Genomic DNA, 25208 nt, shown 5'->3' on the forward strand with positions numbered 1-25208 from the left:
AAAATACCAAGTCCGATTTTTATAACCGTTGTCGAAAAAACGCTGGCGAAATTACAACCACAAACCGACAGGCAATAGGAGCTTAATTCATGAGGGAACAACACAGCCGTTCGGAACGTAACACCCAGAACCGAGTCGTCGCCTTGTTTGCCGACCCGACACGGCCGGATGGCCTGGGCTACCGCTATCTTGGCGACTGGAGCAAACGCGAGCACAACCGTCCTATCGAAACCGCACTGCTTCGCGACAACCTGACGGCACGTGGCTATTCCGCCGCCCACATCGGCGCTGCCTTGCAGAAACTGGAGATTGCCGCCGAAACCACCGGCATCACGCTGTATCAGGCCAATCTGCGCACCTACCAGTTATTGCGTTACGGCGTGCCGGTGCAAATTGCCGCCGGCGTGTCCCATGAAACCGTGCATTTGATCGATTGGGACAATCCGGCGCGTAACGATTTTGCGCTGGCCGAGGAAGTGACGCTGAAAGGCGGTTATGAGCGGCGGCCGGACATTGTGCTGTATATCAACGGTATCGCCATCGCGGTGATCGAGTTAAAGCGCAGTTCGGTGGATGTGGCGGACGGCATACGCCAGCTCATCACCAATCAGGATGCCATTTTCAATCAAGGCTTTTTCAGCACGGTGCAGATAGTCTTGGCCGGCAGCGATGCGCAAGGGCTGCGTTATGGCACCACCGGCACACCCGAACAATTCTTCGTGGAGTGGAAGGATCAAACGCCTGCCGAAGCGGGCACCGCGCCGCTTGCCGGCGCATTGCTGGATCGACCTCTGGCGCAGTTGTGCGGCAAGGCCAGGCTGCTGGATTTGCTTCGCAACTTCATCATCTTCGACGCCGGCCAAAAAAAGGTGCCGCGCCAGCACCAGTTTTTCGGCGTCAAGGCAGCGCAGGAGCGCATCGCCAAGCGCGAGGGCGGCGTCATCTGGCATACCCAGGGTAGCGGCAAGAGCATTTTGATGGTGCTGATCGCCAAGTGGTTGTTGGAACACGATCCCGAGGCGCGGATATTGGTGGTCACCGACCGCGACGAGCTGGACAAGCAGATTGTCGGCGTGATGCGCAATGCCGGGGTGATTGGCGAAAACTCAGCGTCGCCGCGCATCACCTCGCGGGCCGATTTCGTCAATAAGCTGGCCGAGACTACGCCACGTTTGCTGTGCGCGTTGATCCATAAGTTCGACGTGTCCGATCTGAAAGGCGCGCCGCCGAAGGTGGTAGGGCGCTTTTATGTGTTTGTGGACGAATGCCACCGCACTCAGGGCGGCGACATGAACAAGCAGATGAAGCGCTGGCTGGAAAGCGCGATCTTCATCGGCTTCACCGGTACGCCGCTGCTGCGCAAGGACAAGCAGATGACGCACGATGTATTCGGCACCTACATCCATACCTACAAGTTCCATCAGGCGGTGGCCGACAGAGTAGTGCTGGATTTGAAATACGAGGCCCGCGACGTGCCCGAAAGGCTGACCTCGCAGAAAAAAATCGACGAATGGTTCGAGCGGAAAACCCAAAATCTCAACAACTTTCAGAAGGCGGCGTTGCGTAAACGCTGGGCGACGATGGAAGAATTGATGAGCGCCGAGGGTCGTAAACGCGAGGTGGTCGCCGAAATCATCTCCGATTTCGCCCTCAAACCGCGTTTGAACAACGACCGCGGCACCGCTATTTTGGTGGCCGCCTCCATTTACGATGCTTGTCATTATTTCAGGCTGTTCAGAAATACCCACTTCGGCCCCTACTGCGGCATCATTACCTCGTACGAACCGAATGCCAATGCCATCTCGAAAGAACCCGCCAACAGCGATGAACGCTATAAGTTTGATACCTATAGTCAGTTGGTATTGAAGGATTTTCCGACCACCGAGAAATACGAAACGGAGATGAAGCGCCGCTTCATCGACGAGCCGGCCAATCTTAAATTGCTGATCGTGGTTAGCAAGCTGCTGACCGGCTTCGATGCACCCAGCTGCACCTACATCTATCTCGACAACGAATTGCGCGACCACAACCTATTCCAGGCGATCTGCCGCACCAATCGGCTGGATGGCGACGACAAGGACTACGGCCACATCGTCGACTTCAAAAAACTCTTTGGTGACGTGCAACAAGCCATCGCGGTGTACAGTTCCGACGAACTGGACATCGACCAGGGCAGTAGCGAGGCCGAAAACAACGTGCGCCTGAAAAACTGGCTGGAAGAAGGCAAGAGGCAACTGGACGATGCCCGTCAAGCACTGCACTACCTGTGCGAACCGGTACTGCCGCCGCGAGAAGTCGAACAGTACCTGCATTATTTCTGCGGCGATGCCGCCAACCCCGACGCGCTAAGCGAAACCGAAGCATTGCGAGTGACGTTCTACAAGGCGGTGGCGATCTTTGCCCGTGCCTACGCCGACATCGCCCAGGAACTGACCGAGGCGGGTTATTCCGAGGCTGAGGCCGAGGCATTGAAAAAGGCAGTAGAGTTCTACGCCGAGATTCGGGCCGCCATCAAGAAGCACTCGGGTGAAGAGCTGGAAGTTAAGCCTTACGAGGCTGACATGCGCCACCTGATCAACACTTACATCCAAGCCGACCCGGCGGCGGAATTAGGGGAACTGGGTGAAATGTCGCTGACCGAGCTGATCATCGAGACCGGTATCCACGACGCCATTGCCCGCAAGCTGAACCAGAAAGGCAAGCTGTCGAAGAACGCTATCGCCGAGGGGATTATCAACAACGTTCGCAAGACCATCATTCGCGACCAGCTCACCGACCCCAGGTTCTACGCGCAGATGTCCAAGCTGCTAGACGATCTGATCAAGCAAAGTCAGGCGGATACTGCCGCTTATGAGGCGTTTTTGCGCAAGGCTGAGGAGTTGGTCAATCGCTTGGCGGCCAAACAACCCGAGGCCGGCATTCCCGCCATTTTGCATGGCAAGCACGAGGCCATCGTCATCTACAACAATCTGGCCGATTTGATGCCCGAAGCCACGCCGACGTCACAGGTGCATGAACCCACGACCGACTATAGCGATGAGCGTGCGCAACTGGCGCTAAAAATTGATCATGCCATGCGCGAACAAGCGCCGGCGGGCTGGAAAGGAGACCAAGCTAAGGAAAGTGTGATTTTGAATTTTTTGTTTCTGTTGCTGAACAAGAATAAGGAAGCCACTTTGGCCTTGTTCGAGATCATTAAGAATCAGCCAGGCTACTGATGACTGAAACCATCGAACTGGGTGAGATTGTTATCGAGGTGACTCGAAAGGCGATCAAGAACGTACATTTGTCTGTGCATCCGCCGGAAGGCCGCGTCACGTTGGCCGCGCCGCTGGAAACCCGTTTGGAAGTGGCCAGGGCTTACGCGATTTCAAAGTTGGGATGGATATGCGATCAACAGGCCAAGCTGCGTAATCAGGCCAGAGAGACCCCCAGGCAGTTTGTCGAGCGCGAGACCCACTATCTTTGGGGACGGCGGCATTTGTTGACCATCATCGAGCGCGGCGGCAAGCCGTTTGTGAAGGTCGATCATCGGCGTATTACGCTGTACCTACCGGCAGACAGTGCTTTAGAAAATCGTGCCGAGTTGATTCACGAATGGCACAAGGTATTGTTGCATCAAGCCATCCCACCATTGATTGCCAAATGGCAAGTAAAACTGGGGGTCGAAGTGGCGCACTATTTTTTGCAACGTATGAAAACTAAATGGGGCAGTTGCAATCCGCGAGCGCGTAATATCCGTTTAAACACCGAATTGGTCAAAAAGCCTAAGCACTTGTTGGATTATGTCGTTTTGCACGAAATGGTGCATTTATTGGAGCCTACCCATAATGAGCGCTTCCTAACCATTTTGAGTGGTTATTACCCTAATTGGCAGGAAGCGCGAGCCGAGTTGAATGAATTACCGTTGTCTGCTGAAAATTGGAAAGAGTAATAGTAATCTTCAATATTGGGGGCATGAAGAAATGCGGTTCTTATAATTTTTATGTAAAACAATGCCTGCAGAGCTTAATAAAATAGTCCCCACCCACCAAATTATCAAAGCCCAACTGGTCTCAGTTGGGCTTTTTTATTGCCTGTTGGTTTCTGCATCGGGTACTAATTAATTCGCTCTTGGGTTTGAGTCAACTTGGTGCGTATTTTTGTGAACTCCAACGGGAAGTTCGTCCTTTTGGTGCGTCGCACCCTTATTTGGCTTAGGAGGTATCGGACAATTTTGCTGGCGAGAAAATTGCTGGTAGATCGGCATGTCTAAACTGAAGGCGCATCAAAATGTCCGTATTGCTGGTTAACTCGTTTCTCGGTCGCTTCAAGCTAAAAAATAAATTTGCGCTGATATTGACGCTAATTGTGTTGGCCAGCGTGCTGCCCTTGGCTATGTTCGTCGATGCGGGCGTGTCAATTTCCGGGCCGCAATGGTTGGTGATTGTATCCGCGAATCTGGCTTGGATACTGGTGTTGTCAGCATTATATTCGTCCCTATCGGGTGCGATTGCGGCATTGATCGGCGCACATAGGCAGTTAGAGCTTGGCAACTTTAATATGCGTCTACAGCTTACCGGTCAGGACGAGCTGTCGCAGTTGTATAGCGGTTTTAACGAAGCCGCCAAAGCCCTGGGCCGGCGCATAGGCGATGTGCATGCGTCTATTCAAGAAGTGACTTATGCCGCCGACCAGCTCAACCAGGGTGCCGGTTTCGTTGCCGAAAAACTCGATAACCAACGCGAAAGAACCACGATGATGGCGGCGGCGATTGAACAAATGTCGGCCAGTATCATGGGCGTGGCGGGGCAATGCCGGGATGCCGAAAAAATATCGTCGACCACGCAGCAGCTTTCCCAGCAAGGCCATCGCGCCATTGAAAGCTTTATCGCCGATATGAACGCGCTGTTTGGCGAGATTCAGGACCTGGCTCAATTGATGCAGAATCTGGAATTGCATTCCCAGCAGGTTGCCAGTATCTCGGAAGTGATTAAAGCCATTTCCGATCAGACCAATCTCCTGGCTCTGAATGCGGCGATAGAAGCGGCGCGAGCCGGAGAATACGGTCGCGGCTTTGCCGTGGTAGCCGACGAAGTACGCTCGCTGGCAAAACGGGTGCGACAGTCTGCTGAGGAAATAACCGGTACCACTGAAGCCGTCCGGGAAAAAATTCATCTAGCCGTCCAATCCATCGCCGCCACTCGGGACCAAACGGAACAAGGCATTAACAAAGCTTTCCAAGTTGAGCAATCGCTGGCCGAGATTCGGCAGTATGCGGATCAAGCCTTGAATAACGTAACGATGATAGCAACCAGCGCCGAACAGCAAACCCAGGTAAGCCAGGAGATCGGCCGCAACATCGAGACGATTGCCCACAGCGTTGAACAAAACAGCAATGCGGCCCAGGAATCAGCTGAAATAGCCAGGCATCTGGCTAAATTGGCGCAAATCGTTGCTCATTAACCAATAAAAGGGGAATTAGACGTGCCCGATTATGTTTGTGTATTGTTTTTATTGGCGGCGGTGATCACCAGTGCTGCTGCATTTATGTGCTACAAAAATCGCCGGACGCGCCTTGAGCATCTACGTGGGCAACTGCATTACCTGGAAATGACCGGCGCCTTGAAAAACCTATTGACGCAGATACAACAACATCGCGGCATGGTGAGCGCTTATTTGAACGGCGATGTGAGCTTTAAATACAAAATCACGGTCTTGCAATCCGATATTGATCGGCAGCTCGATCAGCTATCCGGGCAGTTCAAGCGGTCGCCGGAATCGTTTCAGTCGTTCGTTGGCATTCGCGAAGCCTGGAAACAACTACACCCTTCGGCGCTGCATTTGACCAAGGAAGCAAGTTTTGAACGGCACTGTTCATTGGCCGGCACTATTCTCAATTTAATTAGAGATATAGCGGAGCATAGCCAATTACATCAGGAAAGTATTTGTCCGTTCAGCTTTATAGAAATTCTATGGCATCTATTGCCGGATACCGCGGAGGCGATAGGTCAAGCGCGGGCTATCGGTACCGGCATGGCGGCGGCCGGGCGCTGCCGGATCACCGATAGGATCAAGCTGGGTTTTCTGATTACCCGTATCCGTCAGGCCATCGAGCGGGTTGAAGCCGGCATGGGTAACGCTAACATGTCCATGGTTGCCGATAGCAGCTTTCAACAGGCTTCGGCAGCGGTTCATGTGCACATCACCGGTTTTATTAGTCATATCGAGCAAAAATTGTTGAGCGTGGATAAGCCGGCGATTGATCCGGCGGCTTTCTTTGACACCGCAACGGGGACATTGAACAGTATTTTTGCGCTTTACGATCAGGGGGAAGTGATTACAAACCATGCCCTGCAAAACCAGCTTGCAAGTGCCAGACGCAGTAGCAATCAGTCTTTCGCCATCGTGTTGGTGAGCTTGGTATTTTTAATGGCTTCGCTGGTGTTGCAGCACTGAGTCGTTTAACCGGCGAGACCAAGAGCCACGCTTTCGATGGCGGCAAACTACTTTTAGGGAAGCTGTAGTACAAAATAAGAGGTGTCATTTCGAATTTGCCTGGTTAACGTAAGCCGTCTACACCCTCTTTATTGGGAAAAAATCCTGGAAAAGGCAGGATGTCAGTGCGCTTGGCCAAGCTAACCTAGGCAAGACCCGTTTGTTGCGCTATGGTTAAGCCCCATTTCCCCCGGCCCCTATAGCTTCGCGTATAGCGGGTCGGCCGAATAGCACAAAGCGTCGCTAACCTAAACATCCACGTTCATCCCCATTCCCCGACACAATGGCTCAACCATCCGACAGAATCCGAGCCAAATGCCTGTGCATCGACATTGAAACCGCCCGGCAGGATAGCCTAAAGCTGCGGGAGATTGGCGCGTATCGACCGGACACCGATGCCCGTTTGCGTTTATCCGGCAAGGCTGCCGATCTGACACAAAAGCTGGATCACATCAGCGAAGGCGCGGCGTTTGTGTTGGGGCATAACGTGATTGCCTTCGATCAGCCGGCTTTATCCGTGTTGCATCCCGATCTTGCTTTGCACCGCTTGCCTTTGGTCGATACGCTGGAGCTGTCGCCGGTGGCCTTTCCGCAGAATCCTTATCACCGCCTGGTGAAGGACTACAAACTCTGCACCACCACCCGCAACGACCCGGTCCGCGACGCGGAACTGGCTTATGAGCTGTTTTTGGATCAGGCCGACGCCTTGCGCCAGCGGGTGGCTGAACATCCTGACGAGGCGTTGTGCCTGCATTTTTTATTGGCGCCGGAAAACGGCAAGGGCGTAGCGAATTTCTTCGCGACCTTGCGCGCGGCGCTAAGGCCGTCGTTAATCGATGCGCAAGCGGCTTGGCGGCGCGCTACCGACGGCAAGGTGTGCCGGGCCGGGCAGCAACACATCGTCAACGACTATTTGCCGGAGCCGGATTGGCACAAGCCGTTGGCGTATGTGTTGGCCTGGCTGCGGGTGTCGGGTGGCAATTCCGTACTGCCGCCTTGGGTGAGTTTGTCGTTCCCGAAAACCCGCGAGTTGATCGCGACCTTGCGCGATGTACCATGCGGCGATGCTGGGTGCGACTGGTGCCGGGAACAGCATGATCTGTCGCAATTGTTGCCGCGCTATTTTCCGGGCATTACGCAATTCCGGCCGACGCCGACTACCGAGGATGGTCGGTCCTTGCAACAAGTCATCGTTGAACACGGTTTTGCTGGCGCGCCGACCCTGGCGATTCTGCCGACCGGCGGCGGTAAATCGCTATGTTACCAATTGCCGGCCCTGGCGCGGTTTTACCGCAACGGCAGCCTGACGGTGATCATTTCACCGCTGCAATCCTTGATGAAGGATCAGGTCGATAACCTGGAAGCGCGCGGCATCACTTGCGCCGGTTACATCAACAGTTTGCTGAATCCGCTGGAACGACAAGTGATGTTGGATAAGTTACGCTTGGGCGATTTGGGTTTGATCTTTGTGGCGCCGGAACAATTCAGAAGTACGGCGTTTGCCAAGGCTTTGCAGCATCGCGAAGTCGGTGCCTGGGTGTTCGACGAGGCGCATTGTTTGTCCAAATGGGGCCATGATTTTCGCCCGGATTATTTGTACGTGTCGCGCTTTATCAAGACTCGGCAAAAGGACAAGCCGTCGCCGGTGTTTTGTTTTACCGCCACCGCCAAGCCGGATGTGGTGCAAGACATTGTCGAGCATTTTCGCAAGCGCCTGGGGATCACATTGGCGTGCTTGAGCGGCGGCGTCAGTCGGGAAAACCTGTTGTACGAAGTGCATGCGGTGCCGGCCCAAGCCAAATATCCGGAAGTGCTACGTTTGCTGGAGCAAAGCTTGCGCGATGAGGGCGGCGCCATCGTGTTTTGCGCCCGGCAGAAGACCGTGGAGGAAATGGCCGAATTTTTAAAACAGGCCGGCCTGGATTGCGGCTACTTTCACGGCGGCATGCAGCCGGAGCAAAAGCGCCAGGTGCAGGAAGCTTTTATCGCCGGCGAACTGCGCGTCATCGCCGCCACCAATGCCTTTGGCATGGGTGTGGATAAGGCCGATGTGCGGCTGGTGATTCATTTGGATACGCCGGGCTCCTTGGAAAATTATCTCCAGGAAGCGGGCCGGGCGGGCCGCGATCAAGACTTAGCGCGCTGTGTGTTGTTGTACGACGATGCCGATCTGGATGTGCAGTTTCGCTTGTTGCGTAATTCGCGGCTGACGCAACATGATATTTCAGCGATTTTAAAAGCTTTACGCAGCATCGAGCGCAAAGACCGCAGCGAAGGTTCGGTGGTAGTCACCAGCGGCGAAATTTTGTTGGAAATCCCGGATAAGCACGGCATCGATCCCGACGCCGCCGATGCCGACACCAAGGTCCGCATCGCGGTGGCCTGGCTGGAGGAAGCGCGTTTGCTCGAGCGTCAGGAAAATCATACCCGGGTGTTTCCGGGCAGCTTGCAGGTGGCCAGTATCGATGAAGCCCGAGTCTTGCTGCAGAAAAAACTGGGGCCGAACGCCGACATCGAGCCTTACATCGCGCTGTTGTCGCAATTGTTTTATAGCGAAGACGACGAAGGCATCAGCACCGACGATTTGATGCTGGCGACCGGTCGCAATTCCCACGAAGTGCAGAGCATGTTGCGGGACTTGGATCGTTTTAAACTGGTATCCAACGATACCGAAATCGGCGTGACCTTGTACCGCGACCCCGATACCGCCGACAGGCTGGAAGACTTGCGTAAGTTGGAAGACGCCTTGATTGCCAGCCTGCGCGAGGCCGCGCCGGATGCGGATCGCGAGCAGTGGCAGATCCTGAACGTGCGCCGGCTATGCGACAGCTTACGCCGCGAGGCTGGCGTGGAATTGACGCCGGACAAATTGACCCGTTTGATGAAATCGTTCGCCGAAGCCTTTGGCGATGGCACCGGCCTGCGCGGTTTTTTCGCGTTGCGTCCGGCCGGTCAGGATAATCGCTATTTGAAATTGCTGCGCAGTTGGCAGGATATCGACACCATCCGCCATAAGCGCATGCGGTTGGCTCAGGCTTTGTTAAATTACTTTCTAGCAAAACGCCAAGGCAATAATCTGCTGGTTACCTGTAAGCAAGGGGATTTGGAAGCGGCTTTGCAAGCCGATCTGACCTTGCAGGATCTGGATGTGCGCGATTGGCAACTGGCCTTGGCGGCGGCGCTGATTTATCTGGACAGCAACGAAGTATTGCATCTGGCCCGTGGTAAGGCGGTGTTCCGCGCGGCGATGAGTATTCAGCTCAATGCCGAGGCCCGGCGCCGGCAATTTAAAAAATCCGATTACGCCGAGCTGGCTTTGCATTACAAGGACAAGATTATCCAGGTGCATGTGATGGCGGAATACGCCCGGCTGGCGCTGGGCAAGATTCAGGCGGCGATGGCCTTTATCGTCGATTACTTTGGTATGGACAGACACGAATTCGTGCGCCGCTATTTCGCCGGCCGACAGGATCTTCTGGAAATGGCCACCACCGAAGCCGCGCATAGGCGCATCCTCACCGACTTGCAAAATCCAGAGCAACAGGCCATCGTCGCCGCGCCGCCGGAAGGCAGTCAATTGGTATTGGCCGGCCCCGGCTCCGGCAAGACCAAGGTGATTGTGCATCGGGTGGCCTGGCTGCTGCGCGAATGCATGGTGTTGCCGGAAGACATTATGGTGTTGAGTTATAACCGCTCGGCGGCCGTCGAAATCCGCAAGCGTTTGTGGGCCTTGATCGGCGCCGATGCCGCCGGGGTGACCGTGCAAACCTTGCACAGCCTGGCGATGCGGCTAACCGGCACCAGTTACGCGGTGGCCGCCGAGCATGGCGAACAAGTCGACTTTAAGGCGGTGTTTAAATCCGCCACGGCATTATTGCAGCAAGCGGAGCAGGGCGACGAGCTCGGGCCGGGCATCCAACGCGACCGCTTGTTGTCCGGCTTGCGCTATTTGCTGGTGGACGAATATCAGGACATCAACGCCGAGCATTATGCGTTGATCAGCGCGTTGGCCGGCCGGGCGATCAACAGCGAGGAAGACAAATTGTCGTTGTTGGCGGTGGGCGACGATGACCAAAATATTTATGCGTTTGACGGCGCCAACGTGCGCTTCATTAAGCAGTTTGCCACGGACTATCAGGCCAAGACCTACTATCTGATTGAAAATTATCGCTCCACCGCGCAGATCATCCATTGTGCAAACCGGGTAATTACGCCGGCGCGGGAGCGGATGAAAACGCAGCACGCCATCCAAATCAATTACGCGCGTCGGGATGCGGCGGACGGCGGCGAATTTGCCGAACTGGATAGTTTGACGCAAGGCCGGGTACATATCCTGGAAACGCCATCACCACTCCACGGTGAAGTCGAAGTGGCGTTGGCCGAGCTGGTGCGGTTGAATCATTTGGCAAACGCGGGCCAAGTCAGCCATTGGGGCCGGTTTGCGGTGATTGCCAGACATTGGGAAACATTGGAGCCTCTGGCCGAATTATGTCGTCTACAAGGGATCCCGGTGAGGCTGCTGCGTGACAGTGCTTTGCTGAATTTGCACGGCACAAGGGAAGGCCACAGCTTACTGGCTTTGTTGAACAAGCTGCGGAGCAAGTCCGGTAAATCCAGAGTATTGCTGCGCTACGGAACCTTGTCGCGCTGGTTTAAGCGCCGCTACCGGCAATCTGTCGATGAGCTGATCGAACATCCTTATCGCGCCATGCTGGCGCAATTCATCATTGCCTCCGAGGCGGTCGCGCCGGGTTGTCAGCATGTGGTTAGCAACGTCGTCGAAGCGCTTTACGAATTCGGTTCCGGTAGCCAGTCCGGGGCAAACGACAGCCGGCACGCCCCGCTGCTACTGTTGACCGCGCATCGAGCCAAGGGTTTGGAGTTTGACCATGTGCTGATTCTGGACGGCGGCGGCTGGCAGCAGAGCGGCGATGACGAGCGGCGGCTGTTTTATGTGGCGATGACCCGCGCTCGCAAAACCCTTACTGTTTGCGCCAAACAGGGTGGGCGGCATGCTTTTATCCGAGACTGCGCAGCGCTTTGCGTTAAAACCCAGCCGCAATTCGGTCGAGAATTGCCAGCGCTGGGTCAACGTACTTGGGTGGCTAACCTTGAACAAGTTTGGCTTGATTGGCCGGGATACTATGGGCCGGATAAGCCTATTCATCGAGCGATTGCGGCATTGGAGGTCGGCAGCGAGTTGATATTGCGCGCCAGAAGCGATGGGCAAAGCGGATGGGAACTGGCGGATCTAAACGGAGTGGCGGTCACGCGGATGGCCAAGGCTTTTGCGCCGCCAGCAGGCAGAATAGTGGCGATGCGGGTTGCCGCCATTTCGGTAAGGCATAAAACCGCCGGCATTACCGAAAATCTGCGTTGCGAGCATTGGGAATTGGTATTGCCGGAAATTTTGTATCTGCCCGCCGATAGGGTTCCAAGGTCGTGATTTAACAATTTCGGCTGTCCGGTAGGCTGTTCCGGAAGCTCTGCCTTCTGTCGTCAAGCCGTTCGTGCTGAGTCTGTCGAAGCATGATCGGCTTGAACGCGGGAGACCGAAATTTTTCCGGCCACCCTTGAGGCAATACCTTGAGTCCTTAGCTTTTCAGCTTGGCAATCAACATCTTGTTCACTTCGCCCGGATTGGCTTTGCCTTGGGTTTCTTTCATGATTTGCCCGACCAGAGCCATCAAAGCCTTGTCTTTACCCGCACGGTATTGTTCGACAGGTACGGGGTTAGCGGCTATCACTTTATCGACGATGGCTTCTATCGCGCCGCTGTCGGTGATCTGCTTCAAGCCTTCTTTTTCGATGATTTCGTCGGCACTGTCGGTGCTGTTCCAGAGCTTATCGAATACCTGTTTGGCGGTTTTACCTGAGATGGTGTTGTCGGCAATGCGTTTGAGCAGGCCGGCCAGGCGCTCGGCATTGACCGGGCAATCGCCGATTTCCAATCCGGCTTTGTTCAATGCGCCCAACACGTCGCCGGTCAGCCAGTTGCCAGCCAGCTTAGCCTCGCCGCCCGAGGCTTTGACGACTGTTTCGTAAAAGTCGGCCAATTCGCGCGACGACGTCAAGGTGGTAGCGCTTTCGTTATCCAGGGCGTACTGCTCGATGAAACGCTGTTTCTTGGCATCCGGCAGTTCCGGTAGCGTGGCACGAATTTCGTTTTTCAAACTTTCTTCAATCAATACCGGCAACAGGTCGGGATCGGGGAAGTAGCGGTAGTCGTTGGCTTCTTCCTTGCTGCGCATGGAACGGGTTTCGTCTTTGTTAGCGTCGTACAAACGGGTTTCCTGAACGACTTTGCCGCCACCTTCGATGACATCGATTTGCCGCTCGATTTCGTGATTGATAGCTTTTTCGACGAATTTGAAGGAGTTGATGTTCTTGATTTCGGCGCGGGTGCCGAATTCAGCTTGGCCTTTCGGGCGCACCGAGACGTTGGCGTCGCAGCGGAACGAACCTTCCTGCATATTGCCGTCGCAGATTTCCAGGTAGCGCACCAGTTCGTGCAGCTTGCGCATGTAAGCGACCGCTTCCTTAGCCGAACGCATATCCGGTTCGGAAACGATTTCCAGCAGGGGTGTGCCGGCACGGTTCAAGTCGATGCCGGTCAGGCCATGGAAGTCTTCGTGCAAGGATTTGCCGGCGTCCTCTTCCAGATGGGCGCGGGTGATGCCGATGCGTTTGCTGACACCATCGACTTCGATGTCCAGATGGCCATTGCCGACGATAGGCAGTTCGAACTGGCTGATCTGGTAGCCTTTCGGTAAGTCCGGATAAAAATAGTTTTTGCGGGCGAACACCGAATGCGGGGCAATCTCGGCGTCGATGGCCAAACCGAAGGTGACGGCCTTGCGCACGGCGTCTTTATTCAATACGGGCAAAACCCCCGGCAAGCCCAAGTCGACAGCGCAAGCTTGGGTATTGGGTTCCGCGCCGTAAGCGGTGGCGGCACCGGAGAATATTTTCGATTTCGTGGAGAGTTGGGTGTGGATTTCCAAGCCGATCACGGCTTCCCATTGTGAGTTCATTCGTGGTTCCTTTAAAGCTTATTCGGCAAAAACGTCGTTCAGGTCGATTTGCAGGTCGGGGAATAAATGCGGAGCGGCGATTTCGTTGCCCGGATATAAGCCGCGCAATTGATATTTATCCTGCTCGTCCAGCACGAATTGCTGCACGATTTGTTCGTAGGGAAATACCAGCCAGTATTCTCTTACGCCGCTTTCTTCGTATAAGTCGTATTTCAGGCGCACTTCTTTGCGGCTGTTACCGGGCGACAAGACTTCAATGATCCAGTCCGGCGCGCCGTCGCAGCCTTGTTCGGTGAGTTTGTCTTTGTCGCAAATCACGCATAGGTCGGGTTGGACGACGCTGAAGGCTTCGCCATTTTTGAGTAGCGATTTACGGCGGTCGTAAAGCTTTACGTCAAATGGTGCGACAAACACTTCGCAGGGTTTGCGCTTGAAATAGTTTCCCAAATACAGGAACAAGTTGCCGGAGATGCACTGATGCTTGCGGTTGGGCGCGGGCGACATCGCCATGATCTTGCCTTTAATCAGCTCGACGGATTCTTCAAGCCGCCAAGTCAAATAATCGGCATAGCTGTATGTGCCATCCATATCCAACTGCGACAATTCGGTGATCTTAGCCATGACTAATCTCCGTTATTCAAAACCCTTTGGTGCTTGCAGGTGCCAATCGGTGACTTGCTGGTAGCGGTGGCCGACATTCAGCAACTTGGCTTCGCTGAAATAATTGCCTATCACGTGTAAGCCCACAGGTTTGCCGTCCATGAATCCGGCCGGAATCGACATCGCCGGCAAACCCGCCAAGTTGATGGCAATGGTGTAAATATCTTCCAGATACATCTGAATCGGATCGCTGGTTTTTTCGCCGATTTTGAATGCCGTGCTTGGCGTGACCGGGCCCATTAGTACGTCGACTTCGCTCAAAGCGCGTTTGAAGTCGTCGCTGATCAGGCGGCGCACTTGCTGGGCTTTTAAGTAATAAGCATCGTAATAACCGGCCGACAGCGCATAGGTGCCCATCAAAATCCGCCGCTTGACTTCGGCACCGAAGGCTTCTCCACGCGAGCGAGTGTAAAGGTCGGTCAAGTCGGCGGGATTTTGGCAACGGTAACCGAAGCGCACGCCGTCGTAGCGCGATAGGTTGGACGAGCATTCGGCGGAAGCGATCACGTAATAAGCAGGGATTGCCAACTGCAGATTCGGCATGTCCACTTCTTTGACTTCCGCGCCCAGCTTTTGATATTCGGCAACCGCGGCGTGGATGGTGGCGGCCATTTGGCTGTCCAGCTCGGCGCTAAAAAACTGTTTCGGCAGACCGATTTTCAGGCCTTGTAAACTATCGTTCAGGCTGGCGCTATAGTCAGGTACGGGTTGATCGACGCTGGTCGAATCTTTGGGATCGAAGCCGGCCATCACCTGCAAAAGTAAAGCCGCGTCTTCGGCGCTACGCGCCATCGGGCCGCCTTGATCCAGGCTGGAAGCGTAGGCGATCATGCCGTAACGCGACACGCGGCCGTAAGTCGGTTTCAATCCGGTGATACCGCACAGCGCTGCCGGTTGCCTAATCGAACCGCCGGTGTCGGTGCCGGTCACCGCAGGCGCCAGACGCGCCGCGACTGCCGCCGCCGAGCCGCCGGACGAACCGCCGGGGACGCAATCGGTCGCCCAAGGGTTGCGCACCGGGCCGTAGAAACTGTTTTCGTTGGACGAGCCCATCGCAAACTCGTCCATGTTCAATTTGCCTAGCATCACGGCGCCGGCCCTGTTGAAGTGTTCAACCACCGTGGCATCGTAAGGGGCGATGAAGTTATCCAGCATTTTCGAGCCGCAGCTGGTTTTAGTGCTTAGCGTGCAGAAAATATCTTTTTGGGCGATGGGGATGCCGGCCAATGGTCCAGCATTGCCGCTAGCCAGTAACTGATCGGCCGCCTGGGCCTGTTGCAAGGCATTGTCGGCGTTCACGGTAATAAATGCGTTCAAGTTCTGGTGCTGGTGGGTGCGGGCCAGAAAATGTTGAGTCAGTTCTACGCTGGAGAATGCTTTGCTGCGCAGCCCGGCTGCCAGTTCGGTGAGGGTAAGTTTGTGCATAATCGTCCTTAATCGATGACTTTGGGGACCAGGTACAATCCGGCTTCGGTTTGCGGGGCGATGGTTTGGAAATGATCACGCTGATCGGTCTCTGTCACCGCATCTTCGCGCAGGCGCTGCATTTGATCCAGTGGATGCGCCATGGGTGTTACGCCGGTCGTGTCTAATTGGCCCATTTGCGTCATTAACGCCAATACGCCGGATAGGTCTTTTGCATAGTGTTCGACATCTTGTTCAGCAATGCCCAGCCTTGCCAGGTGAGCGATTTTTTTAACGTCATTCGCCGTTAACGACATTCTTGTAACTCCAGGTTTTCTTAGTAAAACTATGATACTTTATATCTTGCTCAAATACCTGCTTGATTGTTAAAGTAGCGGGATTTTCCGTGTGCGCTTAGGGTACTGCATAAAATGTTTAAAAGAATTCGTGGCCTGTTTTCCAATGATTTGTCGATCGATTTGGGTACGGCAAATACGCTGATTTATGTTCCGGGCCAGGGAATCGTACTCAACGAGCCTTCCGTGGTGGCGATCAAAGAAGATAAAATTCGCGGCCAAAAAACTATCGCCGCTATCGGCGCCGATGCCAAAAGTATGCTGGGCCGTACGCCCGGTAATATCACTGCTATTCGGCCATTGAAAGACGGCGTGATTGCCGACTTTGCGGTCACCGAGCGCATGCTGCGGTTTTTTATCAAAAAAGTCCACGAAAACAAACTGTTGCGGCCCAGTCCGCGCATTCTGATCTGCGTGCCTTGCGGCTCGACTCAGGTAGAACGGCGGGCAATTCGTGAATCGGCGGCCATGGCGGGTGCTAGAGAAGTTTATTTGATCGAAGAGCCGATGTCGGCTGCGGTGGGCGCTGGTTTGCCGGTGGATACTGCCCACGGTTCGATGGTGCTGGATATTGGCGGTGGCACTTCAGAGGTGGCGGTGATTTCCTTGAACGGTATCGTTTATTCGGCGTCGGTCAGAATCGGCGGCGACCGCTTTGATGATGCCATCATCAGCTACGTGCGCCGTAATTACGGCACCTTGATCGGCGAAGCGACCGCCGAGAAAATCAAACATCAAATCGGCGCGGCCTATCCTGGTAGCGAAGTGCGGGAAATGCAGGTCACCGGCCGCAATTTGGCCGAGGGCGTGCCACGCAGTTTCTCGCTGAATAGCAATGAAATTCTGGAAGCCTTGCAAGAACCCTTATCGGGCATCGTCAGTGCTGTGAAAGTGGCCTTGGAACAAACTCCACCGGAACTAGGTGCGGATGTCGCCAGTCGCGGTATTGTGTTGACCGGCGGCGGCGCATTGTTGAAAGACATTGACCGCTTGATTTCCGAGGAAACCGGTCTGCCGGTGTATATCGCCGACGATCCTTTGACTTGCGTGGCCCGTGGCGGCGGCATGGTGTTGGAAATGTTGGACTCTAAAGGTGCTTCAGCGTTTTCTTTGGAATAAACGCTGTACCGAAATATCTCTGAAAGGCCGCTGTGACCGCGTAAAGCGGCTACAGCGGCCTTTTCTACGAATTTATGCCGCTCGGCACATGAACTGCCCATGAGCGGAGCTTGATTGTTCTTGCTGTCGCGTCGATGGGTGCCGGTCTTGCTGGCCGCGTTTTGATTGTTAGAGGTTTGCCATAAAACTCTTATTTGCCAAAGGCCCTTCCCTTAATACCCGCTTACTGGTGGCATTGCTGGTATCAATTTCGATGTTAGTGATTGATTATCGCAGTGAACGCCTGGACCGGCTGCGCTCCTTGTTATCGGTGTTCACCTATCCCTTACAATCGCTGGCCAGTCTACCTGTCGATTTTTATCAGACCGTGTCTGGAACGGTGATTTCTTTTGTGGAGCTGCAAAAGGAAAACCGCCGCTTGAAAGAGGCTCAGTTCGTCAACGATGCGAAATTGTTGAAATTCGCAGCCTTGGAAAAGGAAAACACCCGGCTGCGAATGTTGCTGGAAAACTCCTTTCAGCTGGGCGAACAGGTACTGGTAGCGGAGCTGGTGTCGGTAAAACTGGCGCCTTACGAACACACGGTGGTGGTCAACAAAGGCTCGCGTTTTGGCGTGCATCCGGAACAGCCTGTTTTGGATGCCAACGGCATCGTCGGCCAAGTGGTGCGAGCATTACCGTCCAGCTCGGAAGTGATGCTGATCACCGATCCCGACCATGCCGTCCCGGTACAGGTTAACCGCAACGGTTTGCGTACCATCGCTTTCGGTACCGGCCAGCCCAATCGTCTGCATTTGCCGTTTCTGGCTAATAACGCGGACATCGTGCCAGGGGATTTGCTGGTTACCTCCGGACTTGGCGGCGTATTTCCGGCCGGTTATCCGGTCGCGGTAGTGGATAAATTCGAAGCCAGGCCAGACAAATCCTTTGCCAATATTTACGCCACGCCCAAGGCGGAATTGGATAAAAGCCGCGAGTTTTTGATCGTCTGGAGTCATTCCACGCCGGTGGTGTTAGGCGAGCAGGGTAAAGCGCCAGCCGAGCCGGAAGCCAAGGAAGCCGAGCATGTCGCGCCTTGATTTTGCCGCTACCATTTACTTCATCGTTACCATAGGCGCGGCGATGGTGCTGCGGGTAATGTCACTGTTTCCCAGTATGGATGTATTCAATCCGGACTGGATTGTATTGGTGTTAATTTATTGGTCCATTGCCTTGCCGGAACGGTTTGGCGTATTCAGCGCTTGGTCGATAGGTTTGTTGACTGACGTATTAACCGGCCGTTTGCTGGGGCAGTACGCCTTGATTTATGCGCTGATTTGCTATTTCAGTATCAACGAGCATCGGCGTTTGCGGCAATTTCCGATGGTGCAGCAATGCTTGTTTGTGTTTTTGTGCTTGTTTGCATCGCAGAGCATTATTTTCGGCACCGAAAGCATGCAAGCCGGCAATCGCCTATCCCTGGCGTTTTGGTATCCGGTATTATCCGGCACCTTGGTGTGGCCGCTGGTGTTTGTGGTGCTGCGTTATATCCGGGTAATGGCACGCATCGTCTAACGGAGCATGGATAGAAAATTCGCCATTAAAGATCCGCTCGCCGAAAGTCGCTTATTTTTAAGCCGCATCGTCGCGGCGTTTATCTTGATCCTGTTTTTGATCGCCGGTTTGGTTACCCGTTTGGTGTATTTGCAGGTGGTCGGTCACGAGCACTATGCAACCTTGTCCAAGGACAACCGCATCAAAATTTCGCCCTTGCCACCCACCCGTGGCGTGATTTACGACCGCAAGGGCCGGATGCTAGCGGAAAATGTGCCGACCTACAGCTTGGAGTTGATTCCAGAGCAAATCGAAAATCTCGACGACACGCTAGTCAGATTGCAAAAGCTGCTGGATATTTCCGAGGAAAAAATCGATTTGTTTCAAAAGCAGCGTAAGCGCAACAAATCCTTCACCAGTACGCCGTTGCTGCAGAATCTCAGCGACGAGGAAGTCGCTAAATTTGCCGTGGTCAGGCCGTATTTCCCCGGTGTCGATGTCTACGCTCGCTTGGTGCGGCATTATCCTTACGGCGACTTGGCTTCTCATGTGGTCGGCTATGTCGGTCGGATCAACGAAAAGGAAATGCAAACTTTGCCGCTGGCCAAATATCGCGGCACCAACCACATCGGCAAAACCGGCATCGAAAAAACCTATGAAGAGCATTTGCTGGGCACCGCCGGCTACGAGGAAATAGAAACCAATGCGCAGGCCAGGGCCGTCAATACTGTAGCGACGGTGGAGCCGGTGGCCGGTTCCAATATCTACCTGACGCTGGACATCGATTTGCAAAAAATCGCCTACGATGCCTTGTCGGAATACAACGGCGCCGCGGTGGCGATAGAAATCAAAACCGGCGGGGTGCTGGTGTTCGCCAGCCGGCCCGGTTTCGATCCCAATCCGTTTGTTTCCGGGATTTCCGGCAAAGAATACAAAGCCTTGCAGGATTCGCCGGATCAGCCTTTATACAACCGGGCCTTGCGCGGCCAGTATCCGCCGGGTTCCACCGTCAAGCCGTTTCTAGGCTTGGCCGGTCTGGAATATGGCGTCACCGATTTTAACCACCGTTTGTTCTGTCCGGGTTATTACAAGCTGCCGAATGTCGATCACAAGTATCGCGACTGGAAAAAGTGGGGGCACGGTATGGTGGATATGAACGAGGCTATTACCCAGTCTTGCGACGTGTATTTTTACGACCTGGCCTTAGCATTGGGTATCGATAAGATGCACGACTTTATGGACAAATTCAGTTTCGGTCGAAAAACCGGTATCGATTTGGTCGGCGAGGTCGATGGATTGATGCCGTCTAAGGAATGGAAAAAACATTACCGTAGCCAGGCCTGGTTTCCGGGCGAAACGCTCATTACCGGCATCGGTCAGGGTTACACGCAGGCCACGCCGCTGCAGTTGGCTCACGCTACTGCTACGCTGGCTAACTACGGCAAAGTGATCACACCGCATTTGGTGCACAGTATTATCAGCGCTGATTACGCGGACATGATAGGCGGTAAAGCCGATGCACTAATTCCGCTGAAAACCCAAAATGTCGATAACATCATCAAAGGCATGACCAACGTGGTGCACGGAGCGCGGGGTACCGCCGGCCGTTTGGCTAAGGCCATCACCTATCAAATTGCCGGCAAGACCGGCACCGCGCAAGTGTTTACCATCAAGCAGGAAGAGAAATACAACGAGGACGCCATCGATTTTAAAATGCGCGACCATGCTTTGTTCATAGCCTTTGCGCCAGTCCACGACCCGCAAATTGCGGTGGCGATCATTGCCGAGCACGGCGGCCACGGCGGCTCGGTGGCGGCGCCGATTGCCGGCGAAATTATCGATGCCTATCTGAATCAAAAAAAGGAGCCGTAGCCATGAGAACCGAAATGCGCAATGAGCAGTTTCAGCCGCCGTCGCTGCTAGGCAATTTACTCAGAAAGCTGCATATCGACATCCCGCTGTTCATCGGCTTGTTGCTGATTTGCGCCACCAGTTTTGTGATTTTATACAGTGCCGGCGGCCAGGAAGTGCCGTTGCTGATTCGGCACGCCACCCGTATGGGTTTCGCCATTTTATTGATGATCGTGTTGGCGCACGTCAATCCGCGTCGTTTCCAGAGTTTTTCGGTGGCCTTGTTCTCGATTTGCGTGTTGTTGTTACTGGCAGTGGCGGTAATGGGGCAGATCAGTATGGGCGCTCAGCGTTGGCTGGATCTGGGTTTCTTTCGTTTTCAACCGTCCGAATTTACCAAAATCAGTGCGCCGATGATGGTGGCCTGGTATCTGTCGGAACGGGCCTTGCCGCCCAAGCCCAAGCATGTGTTGGGCGCGGCGACGTTGTTGATTGTGCCGGTTTTGCTGATTGCAAAACAGCCGGATTTGGGGACCTCCTTGCTGGTAGCCAGTTCCGGGGCCGCAGTGTTGTTCTTCGCCGGCTTGTCGTGGTGGTTCATGCTAGGCATTGTGGCTTTACTGGCGTCCTTGACCCCGGTGTTGTGGCATTTCATGCGCGACTATCAGCGCAACCGCGTATTGACGTTTATGAATCCGGAAGCGGACCCCATGGGCGCCGGTTACCATATCATTCAATCCAAGATTGCCATCGGTTCCGGCGGCATCAATGGCAAGGGCTGGTTGGGCAGTAGTCAAGCGGAACTGGATTTTTTACCGGAAAGCTCCACGGACTTTATCTTTGCGGTGTTTGCCGAGGAGTTTGGCTTGTTCGGCTGCGTCGGGCTGCTGGTTTTGTATCTGCTGGTCATCAGCCGGTGTTTCTACATTGCCGTGCAAGCCCAGGATACCTACTCGCGCTTGTTAGCCGGCAGTTTGGCCTTTACTTTTTTTGTCTACGTTTTTGTGAATATCGGCATGGTGATCGGCGTGCTGCCGGTGGTCGGCGTGCCGCTACCATTGATTAGCTACGGCGGCACCTCGATGGTGACGCTGATGGCCGGCTTCGGTATTCTGATGTCCATCCATACCCACCGTAAATTACTACCTGTTTAATTGGCTTATGAACATGAATAAGAGTCTATCCGCCTGGCTGCTGGCCGCCACGTTGTTCGCTGCCGGTTCGGCATCGGCTGAAATCGCCGAAACCGACAGCTTCAAACAGTTTATCCACAACATGGTCAAACAGCAGCATTTCAACGAAGCTGAATTGCGCAATTTGTTTAAGGTTGTGCAAATCCAGCAGCCGATTTTGGATGCGATGTCCAAGCCGGCGGAAGGCAAACCCTGGTTTCAGTATCGTGAGATATTCATGACCGAAGCCCGGATTGCCGGTGGCGTGCAGTTCTGGAAGGACAACGAAGCGGCTTTGAAAGCCGTGGAAAGCCAATACGGCGTGCCGGCGGAAATCATCATCGCCATCATCGGCGTGGAAACCAAATACGGCGCGCATACCGGTAAATATCGGGTGATTGACGCCCTGGCGACTTTGGGTTTTGCCTATCCGCCCCGCAGCGAATTCTTCCTGAAGGAACTGGAGCAATTTCTGGTGCTGGCCCGCGAAGAGCACATGGACCCGCTGCAGCCCATGGGGTCGTACGCGGGTGCCATGGGACTGCCGCAATTCATGCCCAGCAGTTTTCGGGGCTACGCCAAGGATTTTGATCTGGACGGCAAACGGAATATCTGGACTAACAGCGCCGATGCGATTGCCAGCGTGGCCAATTATTTCGTGCGCAACCAGTGGCAACCGGGCGGGGCTGTCGCTTACCCGGTTAGTGCCCGTGGCGAAGCCTATCGGCAAGCATTGAGCAAGGGCGTCAAGCCGGATACGAATGTCGGCGAATTGCGTCGTTTAGGAGTCGATGTGCCGACGCAGTTGGCCGCCAGTGAAACCGTCAAACTGCTGGCTTACCAGCAACAGGTGGGCGAAGATTTATGGGTGGGCCTGCATAACTTTTATGTCATCACACGCTATAACCACAGCCCGCTTTACGCTATGGCGGTGTATCAACTCAGCCAGGCTATTGCCGCCCGCAAGGCTTCGTAAGCGTGATTGCCATTGTTGGACTATTCTTGTCCGGCACTGGCAAATACAAGCTTGCCAGCGCGTCCATCTGACTTTACACGGCCGATTCTGTCGGCCCTGTTTCAACTGGCAGCCGGCCTATGCAATTTGATTCGTTTTTATTTCTGATTTTTTGGCTAGTCGTTTTAGCCCTGCATTATTCGATACGTAATTGGCGAGCTCAGAAAATCGTTCTATTGATCGCCAGTTATTTGTTCTACGCCGCCTGGAATCCGCCATTCGTGGTGCTGTTATGGATTTCCACCACCGTAGACTTTTTTTTGGCCAAAACCATGGCGGCGGCAAAAAGCCAGGAACGGCGCAAAGGTTTGCTGACGATTAGTTTGTTGGTGAATCTTGGTTTTCTGGGTTTTTTCAAATACGCGGATTTCTTGAATCAAAGTTTTGCCGGTTTGCTCGGGTTGGCCGGAATAAACTATCAACCGCTGCCTTTGGGCATTGTGTTGCCGATCGGTATTTCCTTTTACACTTTCCAAACCTTGTCCTACACGCTGGACGTTTATCAACGCAAAACGCCCGCCGAAACCAGCTTTCTGGATTTTTCGTTATTCGTGACCTTTTTTCCGCAACTGGTGGCCGGGCCAATTGTCCGCGCACCCCAGTTTCTGCCCCAGTGTAAAGCCCCGCAAAAAGCCACCAGTCAGCAATTCGTTTGGGGGCTGACGCTATTTTTATTCGGAATTTTCGCCAAAGCCATTTTGGCCGACACTGCCTTAGCGCCGGTAGTCGATCAGATTTACGCTACGCCCAGTGCGTTTTCCGCGCAGGATGTTTGGCTGGGTGTGTTGGCGTTTTCCGGGCAAATCTTTTTCGACTTTGCAGGCTACTCCTTATGCGCCATCGGTGCTGCGCTGACTTTGGGTTTTAGCCTGCCCGATAATTTTCATTGTCCTTATGGCGCGCTGGGCTTTTCGGATTTCTGGAAGCGCTGGCATATCTCGCTGTCCAGCTGGTTACGGGATTACCTGTATTTTAGTCTCGGCGGCAGCAGAGGTAAGCCCGTTAGGACCGTCTTCAATCTGGTATTGGTGATGATCTTGGGTGGGCTATGGCATGGTGCGGCCTGGACTTTTGCGGTATGGGGATGTTTGCACGGATTGTTTCTGGTTATCGAACACGGGATCAAGCAAGTCACGTCTTATCGTCCGCTTGGGCTTGCGCCAAAACTGGTGCTGATTGTGCTGACCTTTTTGCTGGTGTCGCTGACCTGGATTCCGTTTCGTGCGCAAGGCTTCGACAACTTAGCGGCAATATTAGGGGCACTGACCAATACCACGGGCAGTAGTGAATTGGGGATGCTCAGCCGGATTGTCGTCGTGACCGTCATGGCAACAACGTTGATTTGGCATATCGTCAGCCGGGACATCAGGCTTGAACAACGATTCGACAGTTTTTCGCCCATGGTCAAAACCAGCCTCGTCGCCTTGTTGATGGTTTGTGTGGGTATTTTTTCTACGGGTGATAGTCGTGCATTCATATACTTCCAATTCTAGTGATCGTTTGCCCCAGCAAGCCCTTAAACGCAGCGTTCTGACCGGCATGGCGATTGCCGTGCTGTTGTTGGCGGTTGTCGAGCTGAGGTTACGGCAAATCGGCTTTCAGCCCAATGTGCAGGACAGCAAGGAGTTATGGGCCACCGAACGCACTAAAGCCACGTTGCTGGGTAAGCAGGCCCTGATCCTGGTCGGCGACTCGCGCATGCAACTGGATATGGATTTGGATGTATTGGCTGCCGCAACCGGCTTAACCCCAGTGCAACTGGCGATAGACGGTTCGGAGTTTTTGCCGGTGTTGGCTGATTTGGCCGCCGATGACAGTATTACCGGCACCGTACTGGTGTCCGGCGATGTCTGGAAATTGGTGGAAAAATCGCACACCGACCGCGCCAACGAATGGATCAGCTTTTACCACAAAGAATACAAAGACCTGGTGGCGCCCAAGCTGGAAACGCTACTGAAAAGTCGGGTGCAACAATGGTCTGCGTTATACGCCAGCGGCATGCCGGCCAGCGATTTGTTGATACGGTTGATTACGCCGGGCAAAGTGAGGCCGCTTTATCTCAGTACCAAGCCCAATCGGCAACGCGATGCCGATTATCAATTGGTCGACCAGCCGATGTTTTATATTCAGCGGGTGTTGCGTAACCTTGGGCAAACGGTCGATTTTGCTAAAGTAGCCTCGCAAGCCGATTTCGAACGTCTGGTGATTGACGCTTTGCAGCAATCGGCACCGACCCATTACGCGCCGGAGCAGTTTTTCTACGTAAATCGCCTGACAGACCGGATTTTGGAGCGGGGCGGCAAAATCGCCTTTATCAACTTCCCGATGGCAGGATTGATTTTCGCCATTGATGAGCATAGAAGTCCACGTGAATTTGGTTGGGATGTATTTGCCGCTCATAGCCGAGCAATAACTTTTAATTCTCAGGATTATCCGGCGTTAAACTTTGCATTGCCGGACGGCTCGCATTTGGATATGCGAGATAAGCAGGCTTTTACCACACAGCTGGTTTCGGGATTAAAAGCTAAAGCGGTTTTTTGAAATCGCCTATACATAAGAGCGATTATTAACCCGGTCCTTAAATTCTT

General features: G+C 54.0%; 17 protein-coding genes. 13 read left to right on the forward strand and 4 right to left on the reverse strand.

The window, feature by feature from the left end; genetic code table 11:
• The first annotated feature begins 89 nt into the window (after positions 1–89).
• From JWZ98_RS03420 to JWZ98_RS03440, 5 genes are all read left to right on the forward strand, one after another.
• Positions 90–3218, forward strand: a complete 3129-nt coding sequence (locus JWZ98_RS03420; protein ID WP_205453273.1) for a type I restriction endonuclease subunit R — start codon at positions 90–92, stop codon at positions 3216–3218.
• Positions 3218–3934, forward strand: coding sequence for a SprT family zinc-dependent metalloprotease (locus JWZ98_RS03425; protein ID WP_101052064.1), 717 nt, complete (start codon positions 3218–3220; stop codon positions 3932–3934). The genes JWZ98_RS03420 and JWZ98_RS03425 overlap by 1 nt, the downstream gene beginning before the upstream one ends.
• Positions 3935–4272: 338 nt before the next feature.
• Positions 4273–5445: a methyl-accepting chemotaxis protein gene (locus tag JWZ98_RS03430; RefSeq protein WP_101052065.1), complete on the forward strand. Its 1173-nt coding sequence runs from the start codon at positions 4273–4275 to the stop codon at positions 5443–5445.
• Positions 5446–5466: 21 nt separating this feature from the next.
• The gene (locus JWZ98_RS03435; protein ID WP_205453275.1) at positions 5467–6438 is read left to right on the forward strand and encodes a nitrate- and nitrite sensing domain-containing protein; all 972 of its coding nucleotides are present in this window, start codon (positions 5467–5469) and stop codon (positions 6436–6438) included.
• 322 nt (positions 6439–6760) lie between these two features.
• Positions 6761–11923, forward strand: coding sequence for a RecQ family ATP-dependent DNA helicase (locus JWZ98_RS03440; protein WP_205453277.1), 5163 nt, complete (start codon positions 6761–6763; stop codon positions 11921–11923).
• 148 nt (positions 11924–12071) lie between these two features.
• Here the strand turns inward: JWZ98_RS03440 and gatB are convergent, their stop codons facing one another.
• Genes gatB through gatC form a run of 4 tightly spaced genes read right to left on the reverse strand, consistent with a single transcriptional unit; the run spans position 12072 to position 15892 of the window.
• Complete coding sequence (gene gatB, locus JWZ98_RS03445; protein WP_205453279.1) at positions 12072–13511, reverse strand: Asp-tRNA(Asn)/Glu-tRNA(Gln) amidotransferase subunit GatB; 1440 nt, start codon at positions 13509–13511, stop codon at positions 12072–12074.
• Positions 13512–13529: 18 nt separating this feature from the next.
• Entirely contained in the window at positions 13530–14132 is a 603-nt protein-coding gene (locus JWZ98_RS03450) for a Uma2 family endonuclease (RefSeq protein ID WP_033156052.1), read from the reverse strand.
• 12 nt (positions 14133–14144) lie between these two features.
• Positions 14145–15596, reverse strand: coding sequence for an Asp-tRNA(Asn)/Glu-tRNA(Gln) amidotransferase subunit GatA (gatA, locus tag JWZ98_RS03455; protein ID WP_205453281.1), 1452 nt, complete (start codon positions 15594–15596; stop codon positions 14145–14147).
• Positions 15597–15604: 8 nt separating this feature from the next.
• Entirely contained in the window at positions 15605–15892 is a 288-nt protein-coding gene (gene gatC, locus JWZ98_RS03460) for an Asp-tRNA(Asn)/Glu-tRNA(Gln) amidotransferase subunit GatC (RefSeq protein ID WP_205453283.1), read from the reverse strand.
• Positions 15893–16006: 114 nt separating this feature from the next.
• Here gatC and JWZ98_RS03465 point away from each other — a divergent pair, with 114 nt between their 5' ends.
• From JWZ98_RS03465 to JWZ98_RS03500, 8 genes are all read left to right on the forward strand, one after another.
• A complete protein-coding gene (locus JWZ98_RS03465) occupies positions 16007–17050 on the forward strand; it encodes a rod shape-determining protein (protein ID WP_020484718.1) in 1044 nt (347 codons plus the stop codon).
• Positions 17051–17231: 181 nt separating this feature from the next.
• Positions 17232–18128 carry a rod shape-determining protein MreC gene (gene mreC, locus JWZ98_RS03470; RefSeq protein WP_101052071.1) on the forward strand — a complete coding sequence of 299 codons (897 nt, stop codon included), beginning with the start codon at positions 17232–17234 and terminating at the stop codon, positions 18126–18128.
• Positions 18115–18603: a rod shape-determining protein MreD gene (mreD, locus tag JWZ98_RS03475; RefSeq protein WP_101052072.1), complete on the forward strand. Its 489-nt coding sequence runs from the start codon at positions 18115–18117 to the stop codon at positions 18601–18603. The genes mreC and mreD overlap by 14 nt, the downstream gene beginning before the upstream one ends.
• Before the next feature lie 6 nt (positions 18604–18609).
• A complete protein-coding gene (mrdA, locus tag JWZ98_RS03480) occupies positions 18610–20454 on the forward strand; it encodes a penicillin-binding protein 2 (RefSeq protein WP_171696560.1) in 1845 nt (614 codons plus the stop codon).
• A gap of 2 nt (positions 20455–20456) precedes the next feature.
• Positions 20457–21587 (forward strand): rod shape-determining protein RodA, encoded by a 1131-nt coding sequence (gene rodA, locus JWZ98_RS03485; protein WP_171696559.1) that lies wholly within the window; start codon positions 20457–20459, stop codon positions 21585–21587.
• 13 nt (positions 21588–21600) lie between these two features.
• A complete protein-coding gene (gene mltB / locus JWZ98_RS03490) occupies positions 21601–22581 on the forward strand; it encodes a lytic murein transglycosylase B (RefSeq protein WP_346015187.1) in 981 nt (326 codons plus the stop codon).
• A 119-nt stretch (positions 22582–22700) separates the two neighbouring features.
• Positions 22701–24113 (forward strand): MBOAT family protein, encoded by a 1413-nt coding sequence (locus JWZ98_RS03495; protein WP_205453287.1) that lies wholly within the window; start codon positions 22701–22703, stop codon positions 24111–24113.
• Complete coding sequence (locus tag JWZ98_RS03500) at positions 24088–25161, forward strand: hypothetical protein (RefSeq protein WP_205453289.1); 1074 nt, start codon at positions 24088–24090, stop codon at positions 25159–25161. The genes JWZ98_RS03495 and JWZ98_RS03500 overlap by 26 nt, the downstream gene beginning before the upstream one ends.
• The last annotated feature ends 47 nt before the right edge of the window (positions 25162–25208 follow it).

It is taken from the genome of Methylomonas sp. EFPC1 (assembly GCF_016925515.1).
GTDB lineage: Bacteria > Pseudomonadota > Gammaproteobacteria > Methylococcales > Methylomonadaceae > Methylomonas > Methylomonas defluvii.